This window comes from Paenibacillus sp. PK4536 (assembly GCF_028594455.2).
Lineage (GTDB): Bacteria > Bacillota > Bacilli > Paenibacillales > Paenibacillaceae > Saccharibacillus > Saccharibacillus nuruki.
This window is the reverse complement of the sequence record NZ_CP126313.1, coordinates 4081899-4103800: the sequence shown is the minus strand read 5'-3', so window position 1 is coordinate 4103800 and position 21902 is coordinate 4081899. Positions and strand designations below refer to the sequence as shown.

At 38.9% G+C, this 21902-nt stretch carries 21 protein-coding genes and 1 riboswitch; of the genes, 19 read left to right on the top strand and 2 right to left on the bottom strand.

What is annotated here, in order from left to right; all coding sequences use genetic code 11:
* Positions 1-20: 20 nt before the first annotated feature.
* The 15 genes from PO903_RS18150 (at position 21) to PO903_RS18080 (ending at position 14712) form a co-directional block, all read left to right on the top strand.
* Positions 21-746: a hypothetical protein gene (locus PO903_RS18150; protein WP_273594201.1), complete on the top strand. Its 726-nt coding sequence runs from the start codon at positions 21-23 to the stop codon at positions 744-746.
* Positions 743-1582, top strand: coding sequence for a hypothetical protein (locus PO903_RS18145; protein ID WP_273594200.1), 840 nt, complete (start codon positions 743-745; stop codon positions 1580-1582). Before PO903_RS18150 ends, PO903_RS18145 begins: the two co-directional genes overlap by 4 nt.
* Positions 1572-3389: a P-loop NTPase family protein gene (locus PO903_RS18140; RefSeq protein WP_273594199.1), complete on the top strand. Its 1818-nt coding sequence runs from the start codon at positions 1572-1574 to the stop codon at positions 3387-3389. The genes PO903_RS18145 and PO903_RS18140 overlap by 11 nt, the downstream gene beginning before the upstream one ends.
* On the top strand, positions 3386-5455 hold the full coding sequence (locus PO903_RS18135) for a hypothetical protein (protein ID WP_273594198.1): 2070 nt from the start codon (positions 3386-3388) through the stop codon (positions 5453-5455). Before PO903_RS18140 ends, PO903_RS18135 begins: the two co-directional genes overlap by 4 nt.
* 55 nt (positions 5456-5510) lie before the next feature.
* Positions 5511-5996, top strand: coding sequence for an ABC transporter permease (locus PO903_RS18130; RefSeq protein WP_069325978.1), 486 nt, complete (start codon positions 5511-5513; stop codon positions 5994-5996).
* Positions 5997-6006: 10 nt separating this feature from the next.
* Positions 6007-6387, top strand: coding sequence for a hypothetical protein (locus tag PO903_RS18125; RefSeq protein WP_273594197.1), 381 nt, complete (start codon positions 6007-6009; stop codon positions 6385-6387).
* Positions 6388-6407: 20 nt separating this feature from the next.
* The gene (locus PO903_RS18120) at positions 6408-6959 is read left to right on the top strand and encodes a hypothetical protein (protein ID WP_273594196.1); all 552 of its coding nucleotides are present in this window, start codon (positions 6408-6410) and stop codon (positions 6957-6959) included.
* Positions 6946-7938 carry a hypothetical protein gene (locus tag PO903_RS18115; protein WP_273594195.1) on the top strand — a complete coding sequence of 331 codons (993 nt, stop codon included), beginning with the start codon at positions 6946-6948 and terminating at the stop codon, positions 7936-7938. Before PO903_RS18120 ends, PO903_RS18115 begins: the two co-directional genes overlap by 14 nt.
* A gap of 307 nt (positions 7939-8245) precedes the next feature.
* The gene (locus PO903_RS18110) at positions 8246-9802 is read left to right on the top strand and encodes an ABC-F family ATP-binding cassette domain-containing protein (RefSeq protein ID WP_069325974.1); all 1557 of its coding nucleotides are present in this window, start codon (positions 8246-8248) and stop codon (positions 9800-9802) included.
* Between the two features lie 151 nt (positions 9803-9953).
* A riboswitch (TPP riboswitch) is annotated at positions 9954-10063 on the top strand.
* Positions 10064-10306: 243 nt separating this feature from the next.
* Positions 10307-10942, top strand: a complete 636-nt coding sequence (locus PO903_RS18105; RefSeq protein WP_273594194.1) for a thiamine phosphate synthase — start codon at positions 10307-10309, stop codon at positions 10940-10942.
* An 8-nt stretch (positions 10943-10950) separates the two neighbouring features.
* Positions 10951-12123: a glycine oxidase ThiO gene (gene thiO, locus PO903_RS18100; protein ID WP_273594193.1), complete on the top strand. Its 1173-nt coding sequence runs from the start codon at positions 10951-10953 to the stop codon at positions 12121-12123.
* A complete protein-coding gene (gene thiS, locus PO903_RS18095) occupies positions 12114-12317 on the top strand; it encodes a sulfur carrier protein ThiS (RefSeq protein ID WP_137221568.1) in 204 nt (67 codons plus the stop codon). Before thiO ends, thiS begins: the two co-directional genes overlap by 10 nt.
* Before the next feature lies 1 nt (position 12318).
* The gene (locus PO903_RS18090) at positions 12319-13086 is read left to right on the top strand and encodes a thiazole synthase (RefSeq protein ID WP_069325970.1); all 768 of its coding nucleotides are present in this window, start codon (positions 12319-12321) and stop codon (positions 13084-13086) included.
* Between the two features lie 2 nt (positions 13087-13088).
* Positions 13089-14147, top strand: a complete 1059-nt coding sequence (locus PO903_RS18085; protein WP_273594684.1) for a MoeB/ThiF family adenylyltransferase — start codon at positions 13089-13091, stop codon at positions 14145-14147.
* A 16-nt stretch (positions 14148-14163) separates the two neighbouring features.
* Positions 14164-14712, top strand: a complete 549-nt coding sequence (locus tag PO903_RS18080; RefSeq protein ID WP_273594192.1) for a GrpB family protein — start codon at positions 14164-14166, stop codon at positions 14710-14712.
* A 203-nt stretch (positions 14713-14915) separates the two neighbouring features.
* Here the strand turns inward: PO903_RS18080 and PO903_RS18075 are convergent, their stop codons facing one another.
* Complete coding sequence (locus tag PO903_RS18075) at positions 14916-15563, bottom strand: thiamine diphosphokinase (RefSeq protein ID WP_069325968.1); 648 nt, start codon at positions 15561-15563, stop codon at positions 14916-14918.
* Positions 15564-15757: 194 nt separating this feature from the next.
* A complete protein-coding gene (locus tag PO903_RS18070; protein ID WP_069325967.1) occupies positions 15758-16492 on the bottom strand; it encodes an alpha/beta hydrolase in 735 nt (244 codons plus the stop codon).
* Between the two features lie 253 nt (positions 16493-16745).
* On the opposite strand from PO903_RS18070, the gene pdhA reads away from it, so the two are divergent.
* From pdhA to lpdA, 4 genes are all read left to right on the top strand, one after another.
* Positions 16746-17813 (top strand): pyruvate dehydrogenase (acetyl-transferring) E1 component subunit alpha, encoded by a 1068-nt coding sequence (gene pdhA / locus PO903_RS18065; protein WP_069325966.1) that lies wholly within the window; start codon positions 16746-16748, stop codon positions 17811-17813.
* Between the two features lie 83 nt (positions 17814-17896).
* Positions 17897-18874, top strand: coding sequence for an alpha-ketoacid dehydrogenase subunit beta (locus tag PO903_RS18060; RefSeq protein ID WP_069325965.1), 978 nt, complete (start codon positions 17897-17899; stop codon positions 18872-18874).
* Between the two features lie 207 nt (positions 18875-19081).
* Positions 19082-20422, top strand: a complete 1341-nt coding sequence (locus PO903_RS18055; RefSeq protein ID WP_069325964.1) for a dihydrolipoamide acetyltransferase family protein — start codon at positions 19082-19084, stop codon at positions 20420-20422.
* A 3-nt stretch (positions 20423-20425) separates the two neighbouring features.
* Positions 20426-21850 (top strand): dihydrolipoyl dehydrogenase, encoded by a 1425-nt coding sequence (lpdA, locus tag PO903_RS18050; protein WP_069325963.1) that lies wholly within the window; start codon positions 20426-20428, stop codon positions 21848-21850.
* Positions 21851-21902 lie beyond the last annotated feature (52 nt).

Genomic DNA, 21902 nt, shown 5'->3' with positions numbered 1-21902 from the left:
AAAAGAAAGGATTGAGCAGTTTGAAAACCTGGATATTTACAGGATTGTGCGATAAGCGAGATTTAATGTTATCCCTTTGTGCCTTGATGACCTCAGCCGGGCAAAAAGTATTATTAATCGATGCGACTTTAGAACATCGTTATCGCTACTACAGTGGCAATTCGGATTATAGACAGACTATTACTGAATTTGCCGGATTTGATTTAGCAACAGGGTTTGAAGCTTTTGAACATATTAATACACAGTTATCCCATACAGGTGAAGATTGTATGCACTACGATTATATTCTTTGTGATGTAGAACAGACTACTTTTTATAATCGTGAGCAATGGATTAGTGCCGAGGAACATGTCTGGGTAAGCGATTATGATCGATTGACAATCGACAAAAGTATTAACTGGTTCGAACAGTGGTATCAACAGATGCAAGCTCAAGATACAGCCACTTTTGTCCCTTCATTTCATTTAACGTTTATTCATACAATAGATTGTTCATTAGAATCGCAATATATCCGCAGTCATTTAGATCATTTACCGATTGCTTGGAATACAGAGATTGTTACTATTCCATGGACAGAATCGGATATGGCTCTAAAGTTAGAAAATGAATATGCAGAAAAGTTACGTATTCGTCCATTATCCCGTTTGTTCAAAAAAGGATTGTGTGAACTTACAGGTCAGATCAGCGGAATGGAAAATAAAGAAATTAAAAAAGCGCTTAAACAAGCAGAAAGGAAAAGAGCATGAGTACAGTAATGTTTTGGAGTCCGCAAGCAGGTCATGGTAAAACATCTTCACATACCGCATTAGTTACATTAACAGCAGCACTACAATATCGCTTACGCATATTGGTCTGCCATAATCAAGCTCAAGGCGAAAGTATAGAGAGCGGATTAATGGCGCATGGTACTCTCGTATCTACTGCTTATCAGGAATCAGATATTGGTATTGATAGTGTGCGTCGATTGTTATCTTCACGCAAGCTGAACAAAAATAATATCTCAGATTACACGATTCCTTTATTAAAAGATCGATTAGACCTACTACCGGGTACAATGATTCAATCCAACCAGACAGTGCCAGATAAAGATTCCGATTGGCAGGATATTTTGAATATTGCGAATGAGTATTATGATCTTGTGATTGTAGATATAGGTTCAGGTATGGATAAAGTGGAATTGTTGAAGTATGCAGATGGTGTAGTCGTCAATATGAGCCAGAATATCAATCATTTAGAATCCTTTTTTACTACTAGCAAGCAATGGGCATCGATTCATCAGCAACCATGGACAACAGTCTTGGGTGCTTATGACCCGGATTCCAAATGCACGATATCCAATATTCGTCGTAAATACAGTTTGAAGCAAAATATATTCGCTATTGAAAATGATGCTCAATTTAGAGATGCATGGAATGTACAGACGTTACTTCCTTTTGTTCGTCGGAATCTAGGAGTGGCTCAGCCGCGTAAATATGTGGAACTCTTTAAGCAAGCGACTATGTTGACAGAACATGTACTCGAACAGTTAAATGAAGGACATGATTATAAGCGGCTTGGAGAGGGGAAGCTTCATGCTATTTGAAAATGGAATCAATATGACTTTGATTATTATCGTTCTGCTGATTCTGGGTGTACTTTTGTTTGCACGCCATCGTCGTGCAGCCCTTGCAGGTAATGATATCGCTATCAATCATAGTCAGGAGCATACATTGTCTGCATTGATTCAATATGTTAAAGATCAATTGCATGATATGAGCCATAGTCGTTTATCAGATTATGGTCTGAATGAAGAAGAGTATAGACGTAGAATTGCAAAGCGTACCGAATTACGTCAAGCGTTAAAAGGCTGTATTTCTGGAGATGTAATGGATAAGCGCTATGTCAAAGATTTTATTGCAGGTCTTTTACACAAAGGATACGGGCTAAATGAAACCAATATCAATCAGATTATTCCGTTTGATCAAGAAGAACGATTAACAACAGGTGAACAGTTCGATATTTTGTTATATCGCTATATTAGCGAATATGGACGTGATGGATTATCGATGCTGATTGATACATATGATCTAGCAGCGCCTAAATTAATTGAAACCGATGGAGATAGCTTATCTTATGCTATAACAGATCATGATATTCAGCAGATTTTTAGACAGGAATATCGTCCGTTAACTTTTGAAGAAAAGTTAGATATTGTAACGCAAAAAGTCTATCAGCATTACAAAGGATTTTCTGTTATTGATGAAATTAGAGATCAACGAGTGGATGGAGTAAGTGGCGGGGTCAGTGGTGTATTGGAAGACTCAGGGCAACTGACACCACGGTATATGCCTAATCCTAAAGATGAAGTTGTTGAACCACCTGCTAAAGGATGGGAAAGCGTATGGCTATTTTATAAAGGTAAATCTATTCACTTATCTTTTTTAAGCTTTGGGTCTGTGCGCGAATTGAAACGGGTCTGTCAAAATATCTATAAATACAATCATCCAGGGCAATTGTCTGAAGCTAATGGATACAAAGTAAATGAAATGAAAGATGGTTCACGGATCGTCGTTGTACGTCCTCCTTTTGCAGAATCATGGGCATTTTTTGTACGTAAATTTGATGTGCAAAATGCTACTTTAGAACAATTGATTCGTGGCGATCAATCGGTAATGGCGATTGAAATGCTGGTTTACTTGATGAAAGGAGCACGAATCACATCGATAACAGGTGCTCAAGGTTCTGGTAAAACAACATTGTTGATGGCACTGGTGAAGCATATCTACGCTTCGTATACATTGCGTGTACAAGAAATGGCGTCAGAACTTCATTTACGTGAAATCTATAGTCGACGTAATATTCTGAGCTTCCGTGAAACTGAAAATGTATCTGGTCAACAAGGTCTGGATGTGCAGAAAAAAACAGATGGCACAGTGAATATTCTGGGAGAAGTTGCTACCGATGAAGTCGCTGCGTGGATGATCCAGATGGCACAGGTGGCCAGCTTATTCACTATTTTTACTCATCATGCCAAAACATTTCGTGATCTGATCTATTCGCTTCGTAACTCATTGCTCAAAACAGGGGTTTTCCAAAATGAAGTGATCGCTGAAGAGCAAGTCGTTAGTGTCATTAACTTTGATATTCATTTGAAAAGAGATGCAGAAGGACAACGTTATATTGAACGTATCACTGAATGTGTACCTGTAGCAGATCTAAGTGAAGAAGAAGGTCATAACCAGCGATATACGTTTATTGCACGTAATATTATTGAATACCATGATGGTGTATATGTAGCTGTTCATCCGTTATCTACAAAAAATAAGATCGAAATGCAAGAGCAAATGACAACGCAAGATCGTGTTTCGTTTGAACGTTTTGTACATACGTATTGGGGGCAAGCGGTATGAGTATCAAGCATTTGCTTATCGCTGTATTGATTATATGTGCAGTTGGAATGGCAGTTGTTATCATACTTTACCGGATACAGCATAATCGTAGCCGTCATTTAACAGCAATGATGCCTTCTGAGAAAAATCATGATCTGCGCAAAAGATGGCAAGCATGGCATTATCAGACGCTACAGCAATCGTATATGGTAGCAATGAAAGTTCCATTATTAGGAAGTTATGTGCTTCGGATCCGTAAACGGCTTACCAGTATTCATGCTTATGAAGAATGGGAATTACGTCGTCGTACGATGGCAGTAACATGGATGATTATAGGTATACTAGGTGGATCGATAGTGATCCTTATGATCCGTAATCCTGACCCTTTGTTCTTTATTATGCTTTGTATTGCTGCTGTAGTGCTCAATGGCATGTTTATCGAAGCTTATGCAGGTCGATTAGAACGAAGACTGCTGCGTCAAATGGTCGATTTGCTAGCAGATGTCAGACATCATTATCACCGTCATGGAATGGTGGATGAATCTCTATATGAAGCGTCAGAATATGCCGCTCCTGAGATTGCGCTCCATGCGAATTTGATCGTAGAAGCATTAACCGACCAACATCCAGAAGAACGATTAGAACAGTATTATGAGACAGCTCCTAACCGCTTTCTGAAAGCTTTTGCCGGTATATCCGGTATGGTGATGGAATATGGGGATAAAGTAAGGCAAGACGGTTCTATGTATCTTAGAGGACTCAGTAATCTCACTAAAGAGATTCATTTAGAGATTTTACGAAGAGATAAGCTGGATTATCTGCTTAAAAGTCTAAACATTATTGTGCTTGTGCCGATCTTTTTTACCAATCCAATCGAACAATGGGCACGTAGTAATTTTCCAGCAATGGATGATTTTTATACCAGTAAATTAGGATTTATCGCACGTATTTTTATTTTCATCTTGATTCTCATTAGTTATCTGTTACTTCAAAAATTACAAACTTACGATGAGACAACGTATCGAGCTGGGAAAGATTATCGTTCCTGGGAACAAGCATTGTTGAAATGGAAATGGTTTAGCAAAATTGTTTTTCTAGCATCAGCAGGAGAAAATCCACTTCATAAGTATCGTTTAGACAAATTATTGAATGATGTAAATGCCAGAATTACAGTGGAGTGGTTACAAGTACGCAGATTAGTACTTTGCATTTTATGTTTCGTCGTTACTTTATCAGCAGGAATGATTCTACATCATCAATCCAAAGAAATGATTCTATATGCACCTGTCAAAAACGATATGTTATTTGGCTCTATGTCTATAGATGAACAAAAAAACGCGCAGGAATTAGCTGATTTGGATCGTCAAATTATGCTTTCTGTCGGATTGTCTAGTCAAGTGACTTATGAGCAGATTGCAATACAGGTGAACAACTCTGGCAAGTTTCGAGATCAAGAGCAGATCAATACCACAACGGATCGCATTTTGCTCAAGCTCAAAGCATATGATAGTGAATATTTTCGCTGGTGGGAGTTGCTGATTGCCCTTATGATGGCTTTGATTGCTTATCAAGTCCCTGTATGGATGCTGTATTTCCAGAAAAAAGCACGAAGTATGGATATGAAGCACGAAGTATATCAATTTCATACCGTGATCTCCATGCTCAGTGGAATGGATCGTATGTCTGTCGAAGTGATTTTGGAATGGATGAATCGATTCGCCGTTATCTTCAAATTACCGTTACAGAAATGCTTACTTCATTATGAACATGGACCTGAAGATGCATTGGAACAGCTCAAAGATGAAGTCTCTTTTCCTGAATTCGGTAAGCTAGTCGACAAACTTCATCTAGCCGTAGATAAAATTCCGATTCCACAAGCATTTGATGATCTAGAAAGTGATATGTCTTATTACTTTGAACAGCGTCGTCAAGAATATGAAAAAATGATCGAAACGAAAGCAACATGGGGAAAAATGATTGGCTTTACGCCTATGTATGCTTTGATATTCCTTTATCTGGTATTGCCGTTAATCGGTATGAGCTTTAGCCAGATGGAAGTGTATTATGATCAGATTCAGAAAATATAGCTATTCATAAACTATTAACGTATAAACTACAAAACCAATAACGGGGGATTTTACAATGAATAATGCTTCAACTGCTTTGAAAGTAGCCGCAGGAATATTTTTAACGATTGCTTTGATTACGATTGTTGTTATTTTATTTATTTCTGCTCAGGAAGCTACCAAGACTGCACAAAATAACTTTGCGGATATCCAAACTGAATTATCTCAAGCTTCTTATACAGTATATGATGGTACAACTATAAGTGGTTCTCAAGTAACGAATGCTTTGCGTAAGTTCAGCGGCAAAGAACAGTTTGGTGTTCAGGTAACAACGGGTAAAAACAAAGGGTCTAACGGACAATGGTATGGCAATACGTTAAATACAAGCGGAGAATTAACTTCAGATTCGTATGGATCCGTAACCGCTAAAGCTAATGGGGATATGAATAATACAATGGCCGAATCAAGTGCCGAGTATGTTAATCCAAGTGGTAAATTCAAAGCAGCGATTATCAAAGATCGTTCTAATGTAGTTCGCGGTCTTGTTTTCACACAACAGTAAGGAATGATCTATGGATAATAGTACAAAAAGTATGCTATGGCTGGCTGTTCAATTATTTTTGTTTGGAACAGCTTGCCTAGCAGCGCTTTACTTGAGCGGTGGAATGCAGAAAGTCACTCAATTATCAGAACCAGTGATGCAGGGTCAAAAACAAAGTGTTCAGCAGTATATTGGCATTTCAGAACCGCTGACATATACAGGCGCACAGGTCAGGCAGTCGATAGCTCAGATTCAAGAGATCGGTGTCGATATGCAAATAGATCATTCTCTTTATCCTCATCATATACAACCTGAACCATCTGCATTACTGAAAATAGACGTACAGCGTACGTATCAGGTCACTTACCAGACGGATCAGCAAGGGAATATAGTGACTATTCAATTTAGCTAAGAAGGATCAAGGAGAACGCTATGAATTCGATGTCCAAAGTATTTGCCGCTTTTCTTGCGGTAGCTTTATTATATGTATTTCCGACGATGCAGGCGGCAGAGCGTCAAGACGATCTTTCTCAGATGATGGTTTATAATGCAGTTGTTCAATTTACCGATGCTGTACGTACCAAAGGATACGTGACTCCAACAATGTACAATGATTTTACACGTGAAATGAACGCTACAGGGAATCAGTACACTATTCAATTAGAACATTTGCACAAAACGTATCATCCTGAATATACAGATTCTGCGAATCCGAATACGTTTGAAAATAAATTTAATACTGTATATGAAGGGTATTATGAGAATGCGATACTTCCTGTATTGTATCCAGAAAATAGTATGGCTAAAGATGATCCAAGCAGACAATATCGTTTACAAAATGGCGATTATTTCACCGTAAAAGTAGAAAGTACCAATCGAACCATGGCAGCGATCTTACGTGGGATGCTGGGGATTGAAGGAAATCAGAATCGTTCTGCTGTACTTGCACGTTATGGAGGCATGGTGCTCAATGAAGATTACTGATTTTGCAATTTTATTCGTAATTATTTTCTTTCCATTATTTTGGCTAAGTGGACTACATACCGATGAACAGTCACAAGCATCCAGTCTACAGATTTCGTACACTACAGCACTTCGGACTGCTTCTCAAGACGCAGGTCAGGTTATGAGTACTAATGAACAGCAACAATATGAAGCAGGATATTCTTCTGAGAAGTTTTTTCGAGCAGACAAAGAACTAGCTTTACAGACATTTCTGAATACACTTTATTTGAACTTTGGTATTCGTGGTAATGAATCGGCTCAGCAAAACCTTTTGCATTATATTCCTGCTATTGTTGTGATAGATTATGATGGGTATTATATTTATGCCACCGAAAATTACATAGGTGCAGATGGATCATCCAATGCCAGACACACATGGCATCCCAAAAAGCCGTATGCGTATTCAGATGCGCAAGGTAACAGTATACAATTTACATTAGATCATACTGTTCATGTGACAGAAGCAAATACCGGCAAAGTATTAGATGGACAAGCAGAGCAGTTAGCTAATGAGACAGATATCGCACTTTTAGACCAAATGGATACCTTTGAGCAAGTTAGACGTACAGCTATAGTGAGTTCGATACAAAAAGATTTGGCTTATTATATCAACAAACACAATGAATATGCGTCTCATTACGGGATTTCTTATACATTTACGTTACCAACGATCTCGCAAGAGGAATGGAATAATAGTATCAATGATATCGGTATTTTATCTTTTTTACAGGGGATTCCTACAGGTAGCGGTTATTATAACAATTATGCGCTAGGTGGAGGACGATTAGTGAAAAAGACTTCTTGGTTAGGAACAGTCGATCCTGATTCAGGTATTAAATATGCATATCCTAATGGCTGTAAGTTACCTGCGCCTGCTCAAGATTTATTCACCGATGCCAAAGAAGCAGCGAAATCAGGATATTTTATACATGATTGTCGTAATCCTTTAATACATTAATCATTTACTAACTGGAGAGCATTATCTTTTTGACAATAAATAAGAATCGTTCAAGCCAATGGCTACCTATTTACAAGCTTTATTAATCATTTTTATTCATTTATTCGTAATAAATTCACTTACAACGGTGTTCAAATTTATTCAAAAAGTAGTAAATGTATTTGCTTGATCAGAAAATGAATGTAAAAAAATGAAAATTTTCAGTTCTAGACAGCTTCTGCTTATGTTACAATACACTCTGTAGCAATTTTGTAACGGTGCATATTTAAAAAAGAGATATTTAATATAGACAGGAGCATTATTTAACATGAGTTTGTTATCAGTAGAAAATGTAACGCATAATTTTGGAGACCGGACATTATTTCGGGATGTATCTTTTCGTCTGCTTGCTGGAGAGCATGTAGGCTTAGTCGGTGCGAATGGCGCTGGCAAATCAACACTAATGAATATTATGACAGGTAAACTGTTAAAAGATAGCGGTAAAGTCGAATGGGCTCCGCGTGTACGTTATGGTTATTTGGATCAGCATACGAAGTTAACTGAAGGAAAAACAGTACGCGATGTACTTAAAGATGCTTTTCTTCCTTTACTGGAATTAGAACAACAACTAAACGAAGTCACTAACCAGATGGCAGATGCTTCACCTGAACAATTGGAAGTATTGTTGGAGCAAATGGGTGATATCCAAGAGCAATTAGAAATTGGAGATTTCTATTTACTAGATACCAAAGTTGAAGATATGGCTTATGGTCTGGGTCTGAATGTAATCGGACTTGATAAAGATGTAACAGCATTAAGTGGTGGACAACGTACCAAAGTATTACTTGCCAAATTACTACTTGAAAAGCCTAATGTATTGTTATTAGATGAGCCTACCAACTATCTGGATGTAGAACACATTCAATGGTTAACGCGTTATTTACAAGACTATCCGCATGCTTTTGTATTGATTTCGCATGATACGGATTTCATGAATCAAGTTGTTAATGTTATTTATCATTTGGAATTTGCCAAATTAAATCGGTATACAGCTGATTATGCTAAGTTTTTGGAAATGGCAGATATTCAAAAGCATCAACATATTGAAGCATTTGAAAAACAGCAAGATTTTATCAAAAAACAAGAAGAATTTATTCAAAAAAATAAAGCACGTGCATCGACATCAGGACGTGCGAAAAGTCGTGAAAAGCAATTAAATCGGATCGAGCGAATCGACAAACCGGAAGAATTTGCAAAGCCGACATTTAATTTCAAAGAAGCACGTGCAAGTAGTAAAACGGTATTTGAAGGTAAAGACTTCGAGATCGGTTATACTCATGCTTTATTGCCTAAAATGACTATGAATATTGAACGTGGCGAGAAAATTGCTATCGTAGGCTGTAATGGTGTAGGTAAATCAACTTTGCTCAAAACAATTCTAGGTAAACTTCAACCGGTTAGTGGTAAAACGTATCTTGGCGATTATTTACATTCGGCTTATTTTGAACAAGAAGTACGCCCGGATCAATTGACACCGATTGATGAAGTATGGAATGAATTTTCGCATTTGAGTCAAAATGAAGTTCGAGGTCACCTAGCACGTTGTGGATTGAAAAATGAGCATATTACACGTCCTATGCGTATGTTAAGTGGTGGAGAGCAAGCGAAAGTACGCTTATGCAAACTTTTATTACGTGAAAGCAACTGGGTATTGTTCGATGAGCCTACCAATCACTTGGATGTTCATGCTAAAAACGAACTGAAACGTGCTTTAAAAGCATACAAAGGTACGATCTTGCTTGTTTCTCATGAACCTGAATTTTATGAAGATTGGGTCACTAAAATTTGGGATGTTGAGCAATGGTCTGAAGCTAAAGCAAAATAATAGATGTATAAATAAAGCTAACAATATCATTTATGTATAATAATTTTGGATGTATATTTGCTTTTGATTTACATTATTTGTATATTATATTTCTATAATGATTTGCTTTATCGAAATCTGTTTGCTAAGATGAATAACAAATCGAATAGCTTGAATGCACTAGGGGGGCCGCTTGAGGCTGAGATGAAAGTAGATATTGCTTTCGGACCCTTTGTACCTGATCTGGATCATACCAGCGTAGGGAAGTGGTAGCAGAGTTACGGAAATGTTAGATCATATTGTATGTACGATTAAGTCATTGACTGTATGGAGTAGAAATTATTTTATACAGAATTAGCTTATGACGATTGTCGATATGTTGTCCGTTATTCTAATAATAATCTTGTTTGATCTTAGACAAGAATCATTATTTTCTAAGTTTATACTAGCCACTTCTTTATTCATAAGAAGTGGCTTTTTTGCGTTCACTTATACATATTTTGAGGGAAGGAGAGCATATATCTTATGGAGCTTCATGCCATCAGTACAGGTCAACGATCGATCGATCAGCTTGTGAAGATAGCTTCCCAGATCTATTCATGGACGACCGCTATTCATATTCGTGAAAAAAAGTGGTCTGATTCTCAGATCATTAATGCTGTCCAGCAGTTGATTCATACAGGAGTGCCACGATCCAAAATCAGGATCAATAGCCGACCTCAATTAGCAGTGGATCTGAATATAGGTGGTGTGCATTTGAGTGAACATATGTCTTATATAACTACAGATGATCCTCTTTCAAGATGGAAAGTCGGGCGATCTGTTCATAGCATAGAGCAAGCATTACAAGCTCAAGATGAAGGGGTCGATTATCTTTTTTATGGACATATTTATGCGACTACTTCTAAGCCAGATCTGAGTCCACGAGGATTGGATCAATTAGAAAAGCTTTGTCATGCTGTATCTATACCTGTGATTGCTATAGGTGGTATTCAACCCGAACATTGCCAAGACATTCATCAAGCAGGTGCTACAGGAATAGCTGTCATGTCGGGTATTTTTGAGGCGGAACATCCACAGCATGTCTGTCAGTTATATAACGAAAGTATTCAACAAGTTACTTTTACCGATCTACAATCACAATCATTAGGAAAGAAGTGAATCGGCGGATGGTTCATCTATCGAATGGTAAGACTAATCATTATGACGTGATCGTTGTAGGCGCTGGCGTTATCGGGGCTGCGCTTGCTTATGAACTGGCACAGCAAGGAGTCAAAGTCGCTTTGCTGGAAAAAAATCAACCCGCTTCTGGTGCGTCAGGGGCAGCAGGTGGAATGTTAGCGGCTCATTCAGAACATTTCGCTCATCAAGAGTTGTATCAATTGGCATTATACAGTCAATCGCTCTATAGCAAGCTGGCTACTGATCTATTGGAGCAGACAGGGATTGATATTGGACTGCGAACAGAAGGATTTTTGCTACCCATGACTGCTGTTCCTACACATACTGATTCCCAAGTAGATCGCAAAGAGTGGTGGAGTCCTTCACATTTAGCACAAGTGGAGCCATATATTTATGCTCCTTCTGGCATGATCTACAATCCAGATGAACCGCAATTAATTCCAGCTTTGCTCAATCAAGCCCTTGTTCAAGCAGCGATTCAATATCATGTTGATTTTTATCCAGAGACTGAAGTATATCGCTTACTACATTCGCAAAAGAAAGATCATATTACAGGTGTAATCACTAACCAAGGGGAGATCTATGCTGAACAAGTAGTTTTAACAACAGGCTTGTGTACACAACAATTGTTAGCAACAGAGCAGTATCATTTGCCTTTTGTGCCGGTCAAAGGAGAATTAATCGAAGTTAGTACGCCTTCTCAGTATCTTGGACATACGATCTATGGAAAAGGCATTTATATGATTCCCAAAAGCGATCATCGAATCTGGATCGGAGCTACGAGTAAACCAGAACGTACAGATACAACAGTAGATATTTCTGCAATTGCTCAGTTGTTGTCTGGAGCGGAGCAATTTCTACCTGCGGTGGGATCAGCTACGTTTGAACGTTGTTGGTCAGGCATACGACCTGGAACACCGGATGAATTACCTTACTTGGGGCAAATTCAACCGCTCGCTGGATTATGGACAGCATCCGGTCATTATCGCAATGGAATGTTGTTGGCTGCTGGCACAGCAAAATGGATAGCAGAGGCACTCATAAACAATCATACAGTTCATATTCCCGATTGTTTTTCACCAGAACGAGCTTTACGAAAGTCGAAATCTCTATCAACTAAATCTTTATCCACAATCGAAGGAGTGTCTACATGGAATTAATAATTAATGGCAATCGGAAATATGTAGAACCTGAATACAATACCGTATCCAAACTACTAGAATCATTATCTCTCGGTCAAAAAACAGTCATTGTAGAGCATAATCAACAAATTTTGCAAAAAGAAGAACATCCGCATATTACACTGGCAGACAAAGATATATTAGAGATTGTACATTTTGTAGGAGGTGGCTGATTTGTTAACGATAGGTACACATACATTTACATCACGGCTATTATTAGGAACAGGGAAATTTACAGATTTACAGATTCAGAATCAAGCTGTTGAAGCTTCAGGTACAGAAGTGCTAACTTTTGCTGTCAGACGATTGAATTTAGATCAAGTGAATGAACCGAACTTTCTGGAAATGTTAGATCTCAAAAAATACAAATTACTCCCAAATACCGCAGGAGCCAAAACAGCAGAAGAAGCGATCCGTATCGCTCGCTTAGCAAAAGCTTCTGGATTATGTGATATGATAAAAGTAGAAGTTATCGGAGATGATACGTTGCTTTTACCTGACCCTTTGGAGACGGTCAAAGCTTGCGAAGTCTTGCTAGCAGAAGGATTTATTGTGCTGCCGTATATCTCTGATGATTACATGTTAGCCAAACGTCTACAGCAACTTGGTGTACATGCGATTATGCCGGGTGCTTCACCGATCGGTTCGGGTAAAGGAATACTCAATCCATCTGCTTTACAATGGATTATCGATCAAGCGACTGTACCTGTGATTGTAGATGCAGGTATACGTTCTCCTAAAGATGCTGCTTATGCAATGGAATTAGGTGCGGATGCAGTACTGCTAAATAGTGCAGTCTCAGGTGCAACCAATCCTGTCCAAATGGCAACAGCAATGAAGCTGGGGGTAGAAGCAGGTCGATTAGGAAGGGAAGCAGGCATGATTCCTGTACGTGAGTATGCTGTGGCAAGTAGCCCAGCAGAAGGGATGATTACCACTTGAACGTGAATACTACCAACATAGAGCAACAACCTGAACAACAAAATCGGTACTCCAGACAAGAACGATTTGCTCCATTAGGGCAAAAAGGTCAGCAACATTTAGCAGAAGCTACTGTACTTATTGTAGGCGCTGGAGCTTTAGGGTCGAGTTCAGCAGAAACGTTAGTGCGAGCAGGCGTAGGTAAAGTCATTATTGCAGACCGTGATTATGTGGAATGGAGCAACTTGCAACGGCAACAACTTTTTACAGAGCAAGATGCTCAAGAGCGTATGCCCAAAGCGATCGCTGCTCAACGTCGTCTACAACAGATCAATTCTGAAGTAGATATACAAGCACATATTGCAGATGTTACTGCTGATGAAATGAAAGATCTAGCTAAAGGTGTAGATCTTATTATGGATGCAACCGATAACTTTGAGACAAGACTTATGATTAATGACATTTCACAAAAATATAATATTCCGTGGATATATGGTGGTTGTGTAGGTAGCTATGGTATTACATTTACGATTATTCCGGGAGTTACTCCTTGTCTGCAATGCTTAATGGAATCTGCACCACTTGGCGGAGATACATGTGATACTTCAGGTATTATTCCTCCAGCTGTGCAGATGGTAGTTGCTCATCAATGTACAGAAGCGATTAAGTTACTTAGTGGCAATGCAGATCAATTGCGAGGTACTTTACTATCTTTTGACCTATGGAACAATGAACAAGTTTCGATCAAAATGAGTAGCGCACGCAAACCTCATTGTCCTTCGTGTGGTAGCGAACCTACGTATCCTTATTTGACAAAAGCCGGTCAAAGTAAAACCGAAGTATTATGCGGTAGAGACACGGTACAGATTCGTCCTGCACAAAAAGTAACCGTAGACTTGCAAGAAACTGCTCAGCGCTTAGCCAAATTGGAAGAACATCAAGTCAGTGTTACTCCTTTTTTGGTATCTATGACGATGCAAAGTGGACAACGTCTTGTTATTTTCCGTGATGGACGTGTAATGGTGCACGGTACTAAAGATATTGCAGAAGCGCGTACTTTATATCACAGATATTTTGGTTAAAAAGGAGAGGATCATATTGACTGATATTCACAATGAATCAACTTGGCCTGTCTGGGCAACAGAAGCTATTGAAATTGCTCAACCTGATCCACAATGGGTAGAACAGGGGCAGATGTACAAAAATGAATTAACGATATTATTAACTCCGTTTGTGATAAATGATATTCAACATTTTGGTAGTACAGCGATACCACATCTACCAGCCAAACCTATTATTGATATGATGGCAATCACAGATTCTTTTGATTCATTACCAGCGATCATTTCTGTATTGGAAAAAGAAAACTGGAATTATGTACCGCCTGAATTGGATGGTAAAGAACATCGTAGATTTTTTGTGAAAGTAATCAATGATAAGCGTGTTGCTCATTTGCATATCGTATTGCAACAAGGAGAGCAATGGAAAAATCAACTGCTGTTTCGTGATCGCTTAATCGCACATCCAGAATGGGCAGAGCAATATGCTCAATTAAAGCAAAAGCTGGCTATAGATAACAAAGATGATCGAGAAGCCTATACGCAAGCTAAAACAGATTTTGTACAAAAAGTACTAAGTCATCATTAAGAACGGTCTCATTAACTTAATCTTATTATGCGTACAAGAAAGCTTATCATGACTAGACAGATTCTATAGCGATCAATAACTTTACAGAGGTATACAAAAATCCATGTACAAAGAGAATATCCTCTTCATACATGGATTTTTGTATGTAATACTATGAACTGATCATAAGCACGATTACAACCTATATGATTAAAATAGAGCGATTAATCTCTACTTTGAATAATAAGTAGTAAACCACCTTCAATACTCACTGTACCTTCTTCATTAATCAAATGATTACTAATACCACGGGATTGGCCCATACGTAAAGTAGCATGTTCTAACGGATATTGAAATCCGGTGAGATTAATACCGGTCACCTCAGAAGTAATAGGCAACAATGAAATATAAGGGAAGCCACGATTTTCGATAACCGCTTGAGTACTGGTAAGTGAAATATAATTATTCATATCCATAATGCTACAATTCACTTGATGCTGAACAGCACGGACTAGCAGTTGTACATTGGCTAACGTATGATCAAATCGTGTACCAAGTGCTCCCAAAATTAAAATTTCCCGAATATGACGTTCCATCGCAATTTCAAAAGCAGCTTCAGTATCAGACCAATCTTTTTCCACCGAGTCATAGACAATCAACTGATCACTATTAGCTTTGATATTCTCTAGATCATGTTCACGATTGGTCAATGAGTCGAAATCCCCTACAGCGACATGAGGGTGAATACCGTGTTCAATTAAAAATAATGCTCCACGATCTGCACCGATAATCAAATCGTCTTCTTGAATCTGTTGTACAAAATCAGGATGTAATTGACCACCCGAGAAAATAATAGCACGCTTCATCGACATGAATCAGCCCTCGTTTCATCAAATAAAAGAAGATATATTGAAATTGTAGTTGCATAACTTTCTATCACACAGATACAATAGAAAAGACGAGCAATCAAACGAATTATAGATTTTTTTGGATGTGAAAGCGTAAACATCAATATAACTCGTTTGAAAGTTCGATTTCTACTGTAAGTAATAAAGAGCTACAAATTTTAGATTTCTGGTAAAAAGTATTTTAATGCAGCAGGAAGTTCTTTTTGCCAGAAGCCCCACAAATGTTTACCATCTTTTTCGCTATATTGTACAGTGGCTCCACGTTCTTGTAAAAGGTCACGAGTCTCACGGTTTAATTGTACAAAATCGTAAATACCTGTATCGCTCTCAAAATCAGTTTCTTGCAGACCTACAATCATATATACATTCAAATCTGTAAGATTTTGAGCTTGTGCGATAATATCCTGACTTTGCTTATAGTAAGCACCGGATAGACTAATCACCTGCTGGAACAGTTCAGGATATAACAGGGACAGATGGATCGAAACGCTGCCGCCAAGGGAGTCACCTGCCAAAATACGCTGATCTGGCGTACGTCGTACAGGATATTTTTGTTCAATATAAGGAATGATTTCTTCAGCAAAACAAGTGGTGTACTTTTCGAAGCGATCACCAAATGGAGCATATTCTTGTGTTCGAATCTTCGTATTTACTTCTACACCTACAATAATAAAAGGTTCGATATTTTCATCAAGAATTAATTGGTTGGCATACGTAGCAATGCGACCAAAGTTGAAAAACTCTTCACCATCCTGACAATACACGACAGGGTAACTTAATACTTCATTATAGCCTGGCGGCAAGTAAATCCGTAATGTACGACTTTCACCAAGATGGCTGCTTTCGATCTGTTCTTTCAGTATTGTTCGTTTAAGATAACGGGAATCTGTCACAGTGATCACCTTTTTCGGGAATATTTTTTGCATTGCGTATCACAATGCGTTAAGATTGTTTCGTGCGGTCGTGAAGTCTTTGAATACCAAGATCGTAAAACTGTTATACAAATATTAACCTGCTGTTATACATACAATAATACACATATCTACTAAATTTCAATGTATGTTTTGACGAATGGAGTAGAACAGGTGTATAATAATTCTATAACAGCGGGACATGATATTCAAATTTTTTATTGAGGTGAATAAAATGAGCAAGGTTCCTTATGAAGTTTATACGGAGGACGTGGAAGCTCTTTCCGTTCTTTCTCCTGAAGGCAAAATCGTCAACAAAGATTTATTACCTGATCTTAACGATGATCAATTGAAAGAAATTATGTATCGTATGGTCTTCACACGTAGTTGGGATGATCGTGCAGTTAACTTAGGTCGTCAAGGTCGTCTTGGTTTCTATGCACCAGTATCTGGTCAAGAAGCTACAATGGTTGGTAGCGAATTCGCTTTGCAAAAAGAAGATTTCGTATGCCCGGGTTACCGTGATATTCCTCAGTTGGTATGGCACGGATTACCACTTTATCAAGCATTCTTGTACTCTCGTGGACATCAACACGGTGGACAAATTCCTGATGGCGTTAACGTTTTGATGCCGCAAATCATCATTGGTGCACAAATCTTGCATGCAATGGGTATTGCTATGGCTTACAAATTGAAAAAACAAAAGCAAGTTGTTATTGCTTACACAGGTGATGGTGGTTCTTCTGAAGGCGACTTCTATGAAGGTCTTAACTATGCTGGTGTATACAAATTGCCTGTTATTTTCTTTGTACAAAATAATGGTTATGCTATTACAACTCCTTTTGCAAAACAAACAGCTGCATTGTCTATCGCTCACAAAGCGGTGGCAGCAGGTATCAAAGGCGTAAAAGTAGACGGTATGGACGTTCTTGCTGTTATCAAAGCGGTCCAAGATGCTGCTGAACGCGGACGTAATGGTGAAGGTGCTACATTGATCGAAGCGGTTACTTATCGTTTCCGTCCTCACTCCATGTCAGATGATACAAGTAAATATCGTACTAAAGACGAAGAAGGTATCTGGAGTGAAAAAGATCCAATCGCTCGTCTTGCTAAATACTTGGCTGAAAAAGGTCTCTGGACTGATGAAGATACAGAGCGCGTAAGAGAAGAAGCTAAAGCTAAAGTAAATGAAGAAATCAAAAAAGCAGAGAAAACAGAGAAAATGACTGTTTCTGGCTTGATTGATAGCATGTTTGAACAAACACCTCAACACTTGGAAGAGCAAAAAGCTGATTTCGAATAAGAGGTTTCTAACAATAGAGCGTTAATCTAGATCCTTGATGCGTGAACATGAACAGTGAAATGTTTAAGGAGGAAATGAAGCAAATGGCACAAATGAATATGAAAGAAGCGATCCGTGATGCGCTTCGCGTTGAATTGAAAAATGATCCTAATGTGATCCTTTTCGGAGAAGACGTAGGTCATGTTGGCGGCGTATTCCGCGCAACAGAAGGTTTGCAAGCAGAATTTGGTGAAGATCGTGTATTTGATACACCTCTTGCTGAGTCAGCTATCGGTGGTTTGGCAGTAGGTTTGGGTATCCAAGGATTCCGTCCTATCGCTGAGATCCAATTCGTAGGTTTTATTTTTGAAGCACTTGACCAAATGGTTGTTCAAGCAGCTCGTATGCGTTTCCGTTCTGGTGGCAAATACAATTCTCCAATCGTTTTCCGTACACCTTTCGGTGGCGGTGTAAAAGCGGCAGAATTGCATACTGACTCACTAGAAGGTTTACTTGCACAAACTCCTGGTATCAAAGTGGTTATTCCGTCTAACCCTTATGATGCTAAAGGACTTATGATTGCTTCTATCCGTGATAATGATCCTGTCTTCTTTATGGAACATTTGAACTTGTACCATGCATTCCGTGCAGAAGTACCAGAAGAAGCTTATACAGTAGAATTGGGTAAAGCAAACGTAGTACGTGAAGGTTCTGATGTAACAATCATCGCTTACGGCATGATGGTTCATACAGCAACTAAAGCGGCTGATCAATTGGCTGAAGAAGGAATCAAAGCAGAAATCATTGACCTTCGTACAGTAAGCCCGATTGATATTGATACAATCGTAGCTTCTATCCAAAAAACAAACCGTGCAATTGTTGTTCAAGAAGCACAAAAAAGTGCTGGCGTAGCAGCAGAAGTTATTGCACAAATCAATGAAAAAGCAATCTTGCACTTGGAAGCTCCAGTACTGCGTGTAGCAGGACCGGATACTGTTTATCCATTTGCACAAATTGAAGATTCTTGGTTGCCATCACCTAAACGCGTGATCGACGCTGTTAAAAAAGTAGTACAATTCTAAAATAGTTTTTATTGTCAAAAGGCGGGTACATGAGCATATTCATTCAGTTTGATGATCGTCCTTTGGATACTCGTTAAATCGAAGAATATAATTTTGCGGACGCCTTTTGGCTTTGAAATATGCACTAAATAGATTATGTAAAGAGATATTGCTGAATGATAGGAGTGGAATCAATTGTTCAGCAATCTAAATAGGGAGGTTTTGCAAGTGGCAAAATTTATTTATAAATTTCCAGAGCTTGGTGAAGGTTTGCATGAAGGCGAAATCATCAAAATGCATATCAAACCAGGTGATAAAGTAACAGACGATAGCATCATTATGGAAGTACAAAATGATAAAGCAGTAGTTGAAGTACCTTGTCCGGTTGACGGAACAGTACTTGAAGTATTGACTAAAGATGGTCAAGTTTGTCATGTAGGCGAAACGGTAGCAATTATCGAAGCTGAAGGTGACATTCCAGATCAAGACGAAGAAGAAACAGCTCCAGAACAAAAGAGCGGTCAAGAACAAGAATCCGTTCAAGGCGGAGTAGACACAACTTCTTCTCCTGCTTCTGATAGCCCTGCTGATGCAAAAGAAGGCAAAGAAACAAATGCTTCTACACCAGCAGCACCTAACAAAGATGTTTTAGCTACTCCAAGCGTTCGTAAATTTGCTCGTGAGCAAGGTGTTGATCTAGCGCAAGTTAGTGGCACTGGCAACAACGGTAAAATTACACGTGAAGATGTAGAATCTTTCAAACAAGGTGGCGGACAAGTTTCTTCCCAAACTGCAGAAGTAGCAGCAGAAGAGAAAACATCTGCTCCAGTTGCACCAGCGGCAGCTCCTACAGCTATCGCAACAGGTGGAGACGAAGAGCGCGTACCATTCAAAGGTATTCGTAAAGCGATCTCTAACGCTATGGTTAAATCTGCATACACAGCTCCACACGTAACGATTATGGACGAAGTAGACGTTACAGAATTGGTTGCTTTCCGTACGCGTATGAAACCACTTGCTGAGAAAAAAGGCATCAAAGTAACTTACTTGCCATTCATTGTAAAAGCACTAGTTGCTGCTACACGTGAATTCCCAGCATTGAACGCTTCTATCGACGAAGCTTCTAACGAAATTGTATACAAAAAACATTATGATGTAGGTATTGCTACAGACACAGATAACGGTCTAATCGTTCCTGTTGTTAAAGATGCAGATCGTAAGAGTATCTTCATGATCGCAAGCACAATCAATGATTTGGCTGTACGTGGTCGCGAAGGTAAATTGTCTGCTAATGAAATGCGTGGAAGCACAATTTCAATCTCTAACATTGGTTCTGCTGGCGGTATGTTCTTTACTCCAATCATCAACTTCCCAGAAGTTGCTATCTTGGGAACTGGACGTATCAGCGAGAAAGCTGTTGTTAAAAATGGCGAAATCGTAGCAGCACCTGTAATGGCTCTATCCCTAAGCTTTGACCACCGTATTATCGATGGTGCAACAGCACAGAACTTTATGAACTTTATCAAATCACTTCTCGCTAATCCCGAGTTGCTGGTTATGGAGGTGTAATCAATGGTAGTAGGCGATGCTTCACTCGATATTGATACTTTAGTTATTGGTGCAGGACCTGGTGGATATGTAGCTGCTATTCGTGCAGCTCAATTGGGTCAAAAAGTTTTGATCGTAGATAAATCCGAACTAGGCGGCGTCTGTTTGAACCGTGGTTGTATTCCTTCTAAAGCGCTAATCTCTGCCGCTCATCAATTTGAAGCTGCACAACATGGCGAAGCTTTTGGTATTACAGCTGAAAATGTTAAAGTGGATTTCTCCAAAACTCAAGAATTCAAATCAGGCGTTGTTAAAAAAATGACTTCTGGTGTAGCTGGATTGTTGAAAGGTAACAAAGTGGAAGTATTCCAAGGCGAGTGCATGTTCATTAACCAAAATGAAGCACGTGTATTCAACGATCATGAATCTCCTCGTTACCGTTTCAAAAACTGTATTATTGCAACAGGTTCTCGTCCAATCGAACTTAAACCATTCCCATTCGGTGGACGCATTCTTTCTTCTACAGAAGCATTGAATTTACCTGAAATTCCGAAAAGCATGGTTGTTATCGGCGGTGGTTACATCGGCGCTGAGCTTAGCCAAATGTATGCTAAATTTGGTACTAAAATTACAATCATCGAAGGTCTGGATACAGTATTGCCAGGCTTCGATAAAGATATGACTAGCCTTGTTGCTAAAAACATGAAGAAATCCGGTATGGAAATCTTCACGAACGCGAAAGCGGAAAGCGCAGAGCAAACAGATAAAGACGTAACTGTTAAATTCAGCGTTGGTGGCGAATCTAAAGAAGTTACAGCAGATTACTTGCTAGTAACCGTTGGTCGTCGTCCTAACACTGATGGTGAGTTGGGTCTAGATCTTATTGAAATGGAATTGGACGAGCGTGGATTGATCAAAATTGATCACCAAGGACGTACAAATATTCCTCACATCTTTGCTATCGGTGATATCGTTGCTGGTCCTGCTCTAGCACACAAAGCTTCTTATGAAGCTAAAGTTGTTGCTGAAGTTATTGCTGGTGAATCATCTGTAATCGACTATAAATGTGTTCCGGCTGTTGTATTTACAGATCCAGAATGCTCTAGCGTTGGTTACACTGAGACTGAAGCAAAAGAAAAAGGATACAAAGTATCTGCTGGTAAATTCCCTTATGCAGGTAACGGTCGCGCAACTTCTTTGAACAACACAGAAGGTTTCGTGAAAATCGTAGCAGACGAAGAAACAGGTCTTGTTCTTGGTTCTCAAATCGTAGGTTTGGAAGCTTCTAACATGATCGCTGAAATGGGTCTTGCAATCGAAATGGGCGCAACTCTTGAAGATTTGGCATTGACTATCCATGCGCATCCAACATTGGGTGAAATCGTGATGGAAGCTGCTGAATTGGTTATGGGTCATCCTATCCATGTTATCGCTCCACGCAAAAAATAATAAATAAACATCAGTGTTATGCATAATCATTAAGTTTATCTATAGGATTGTG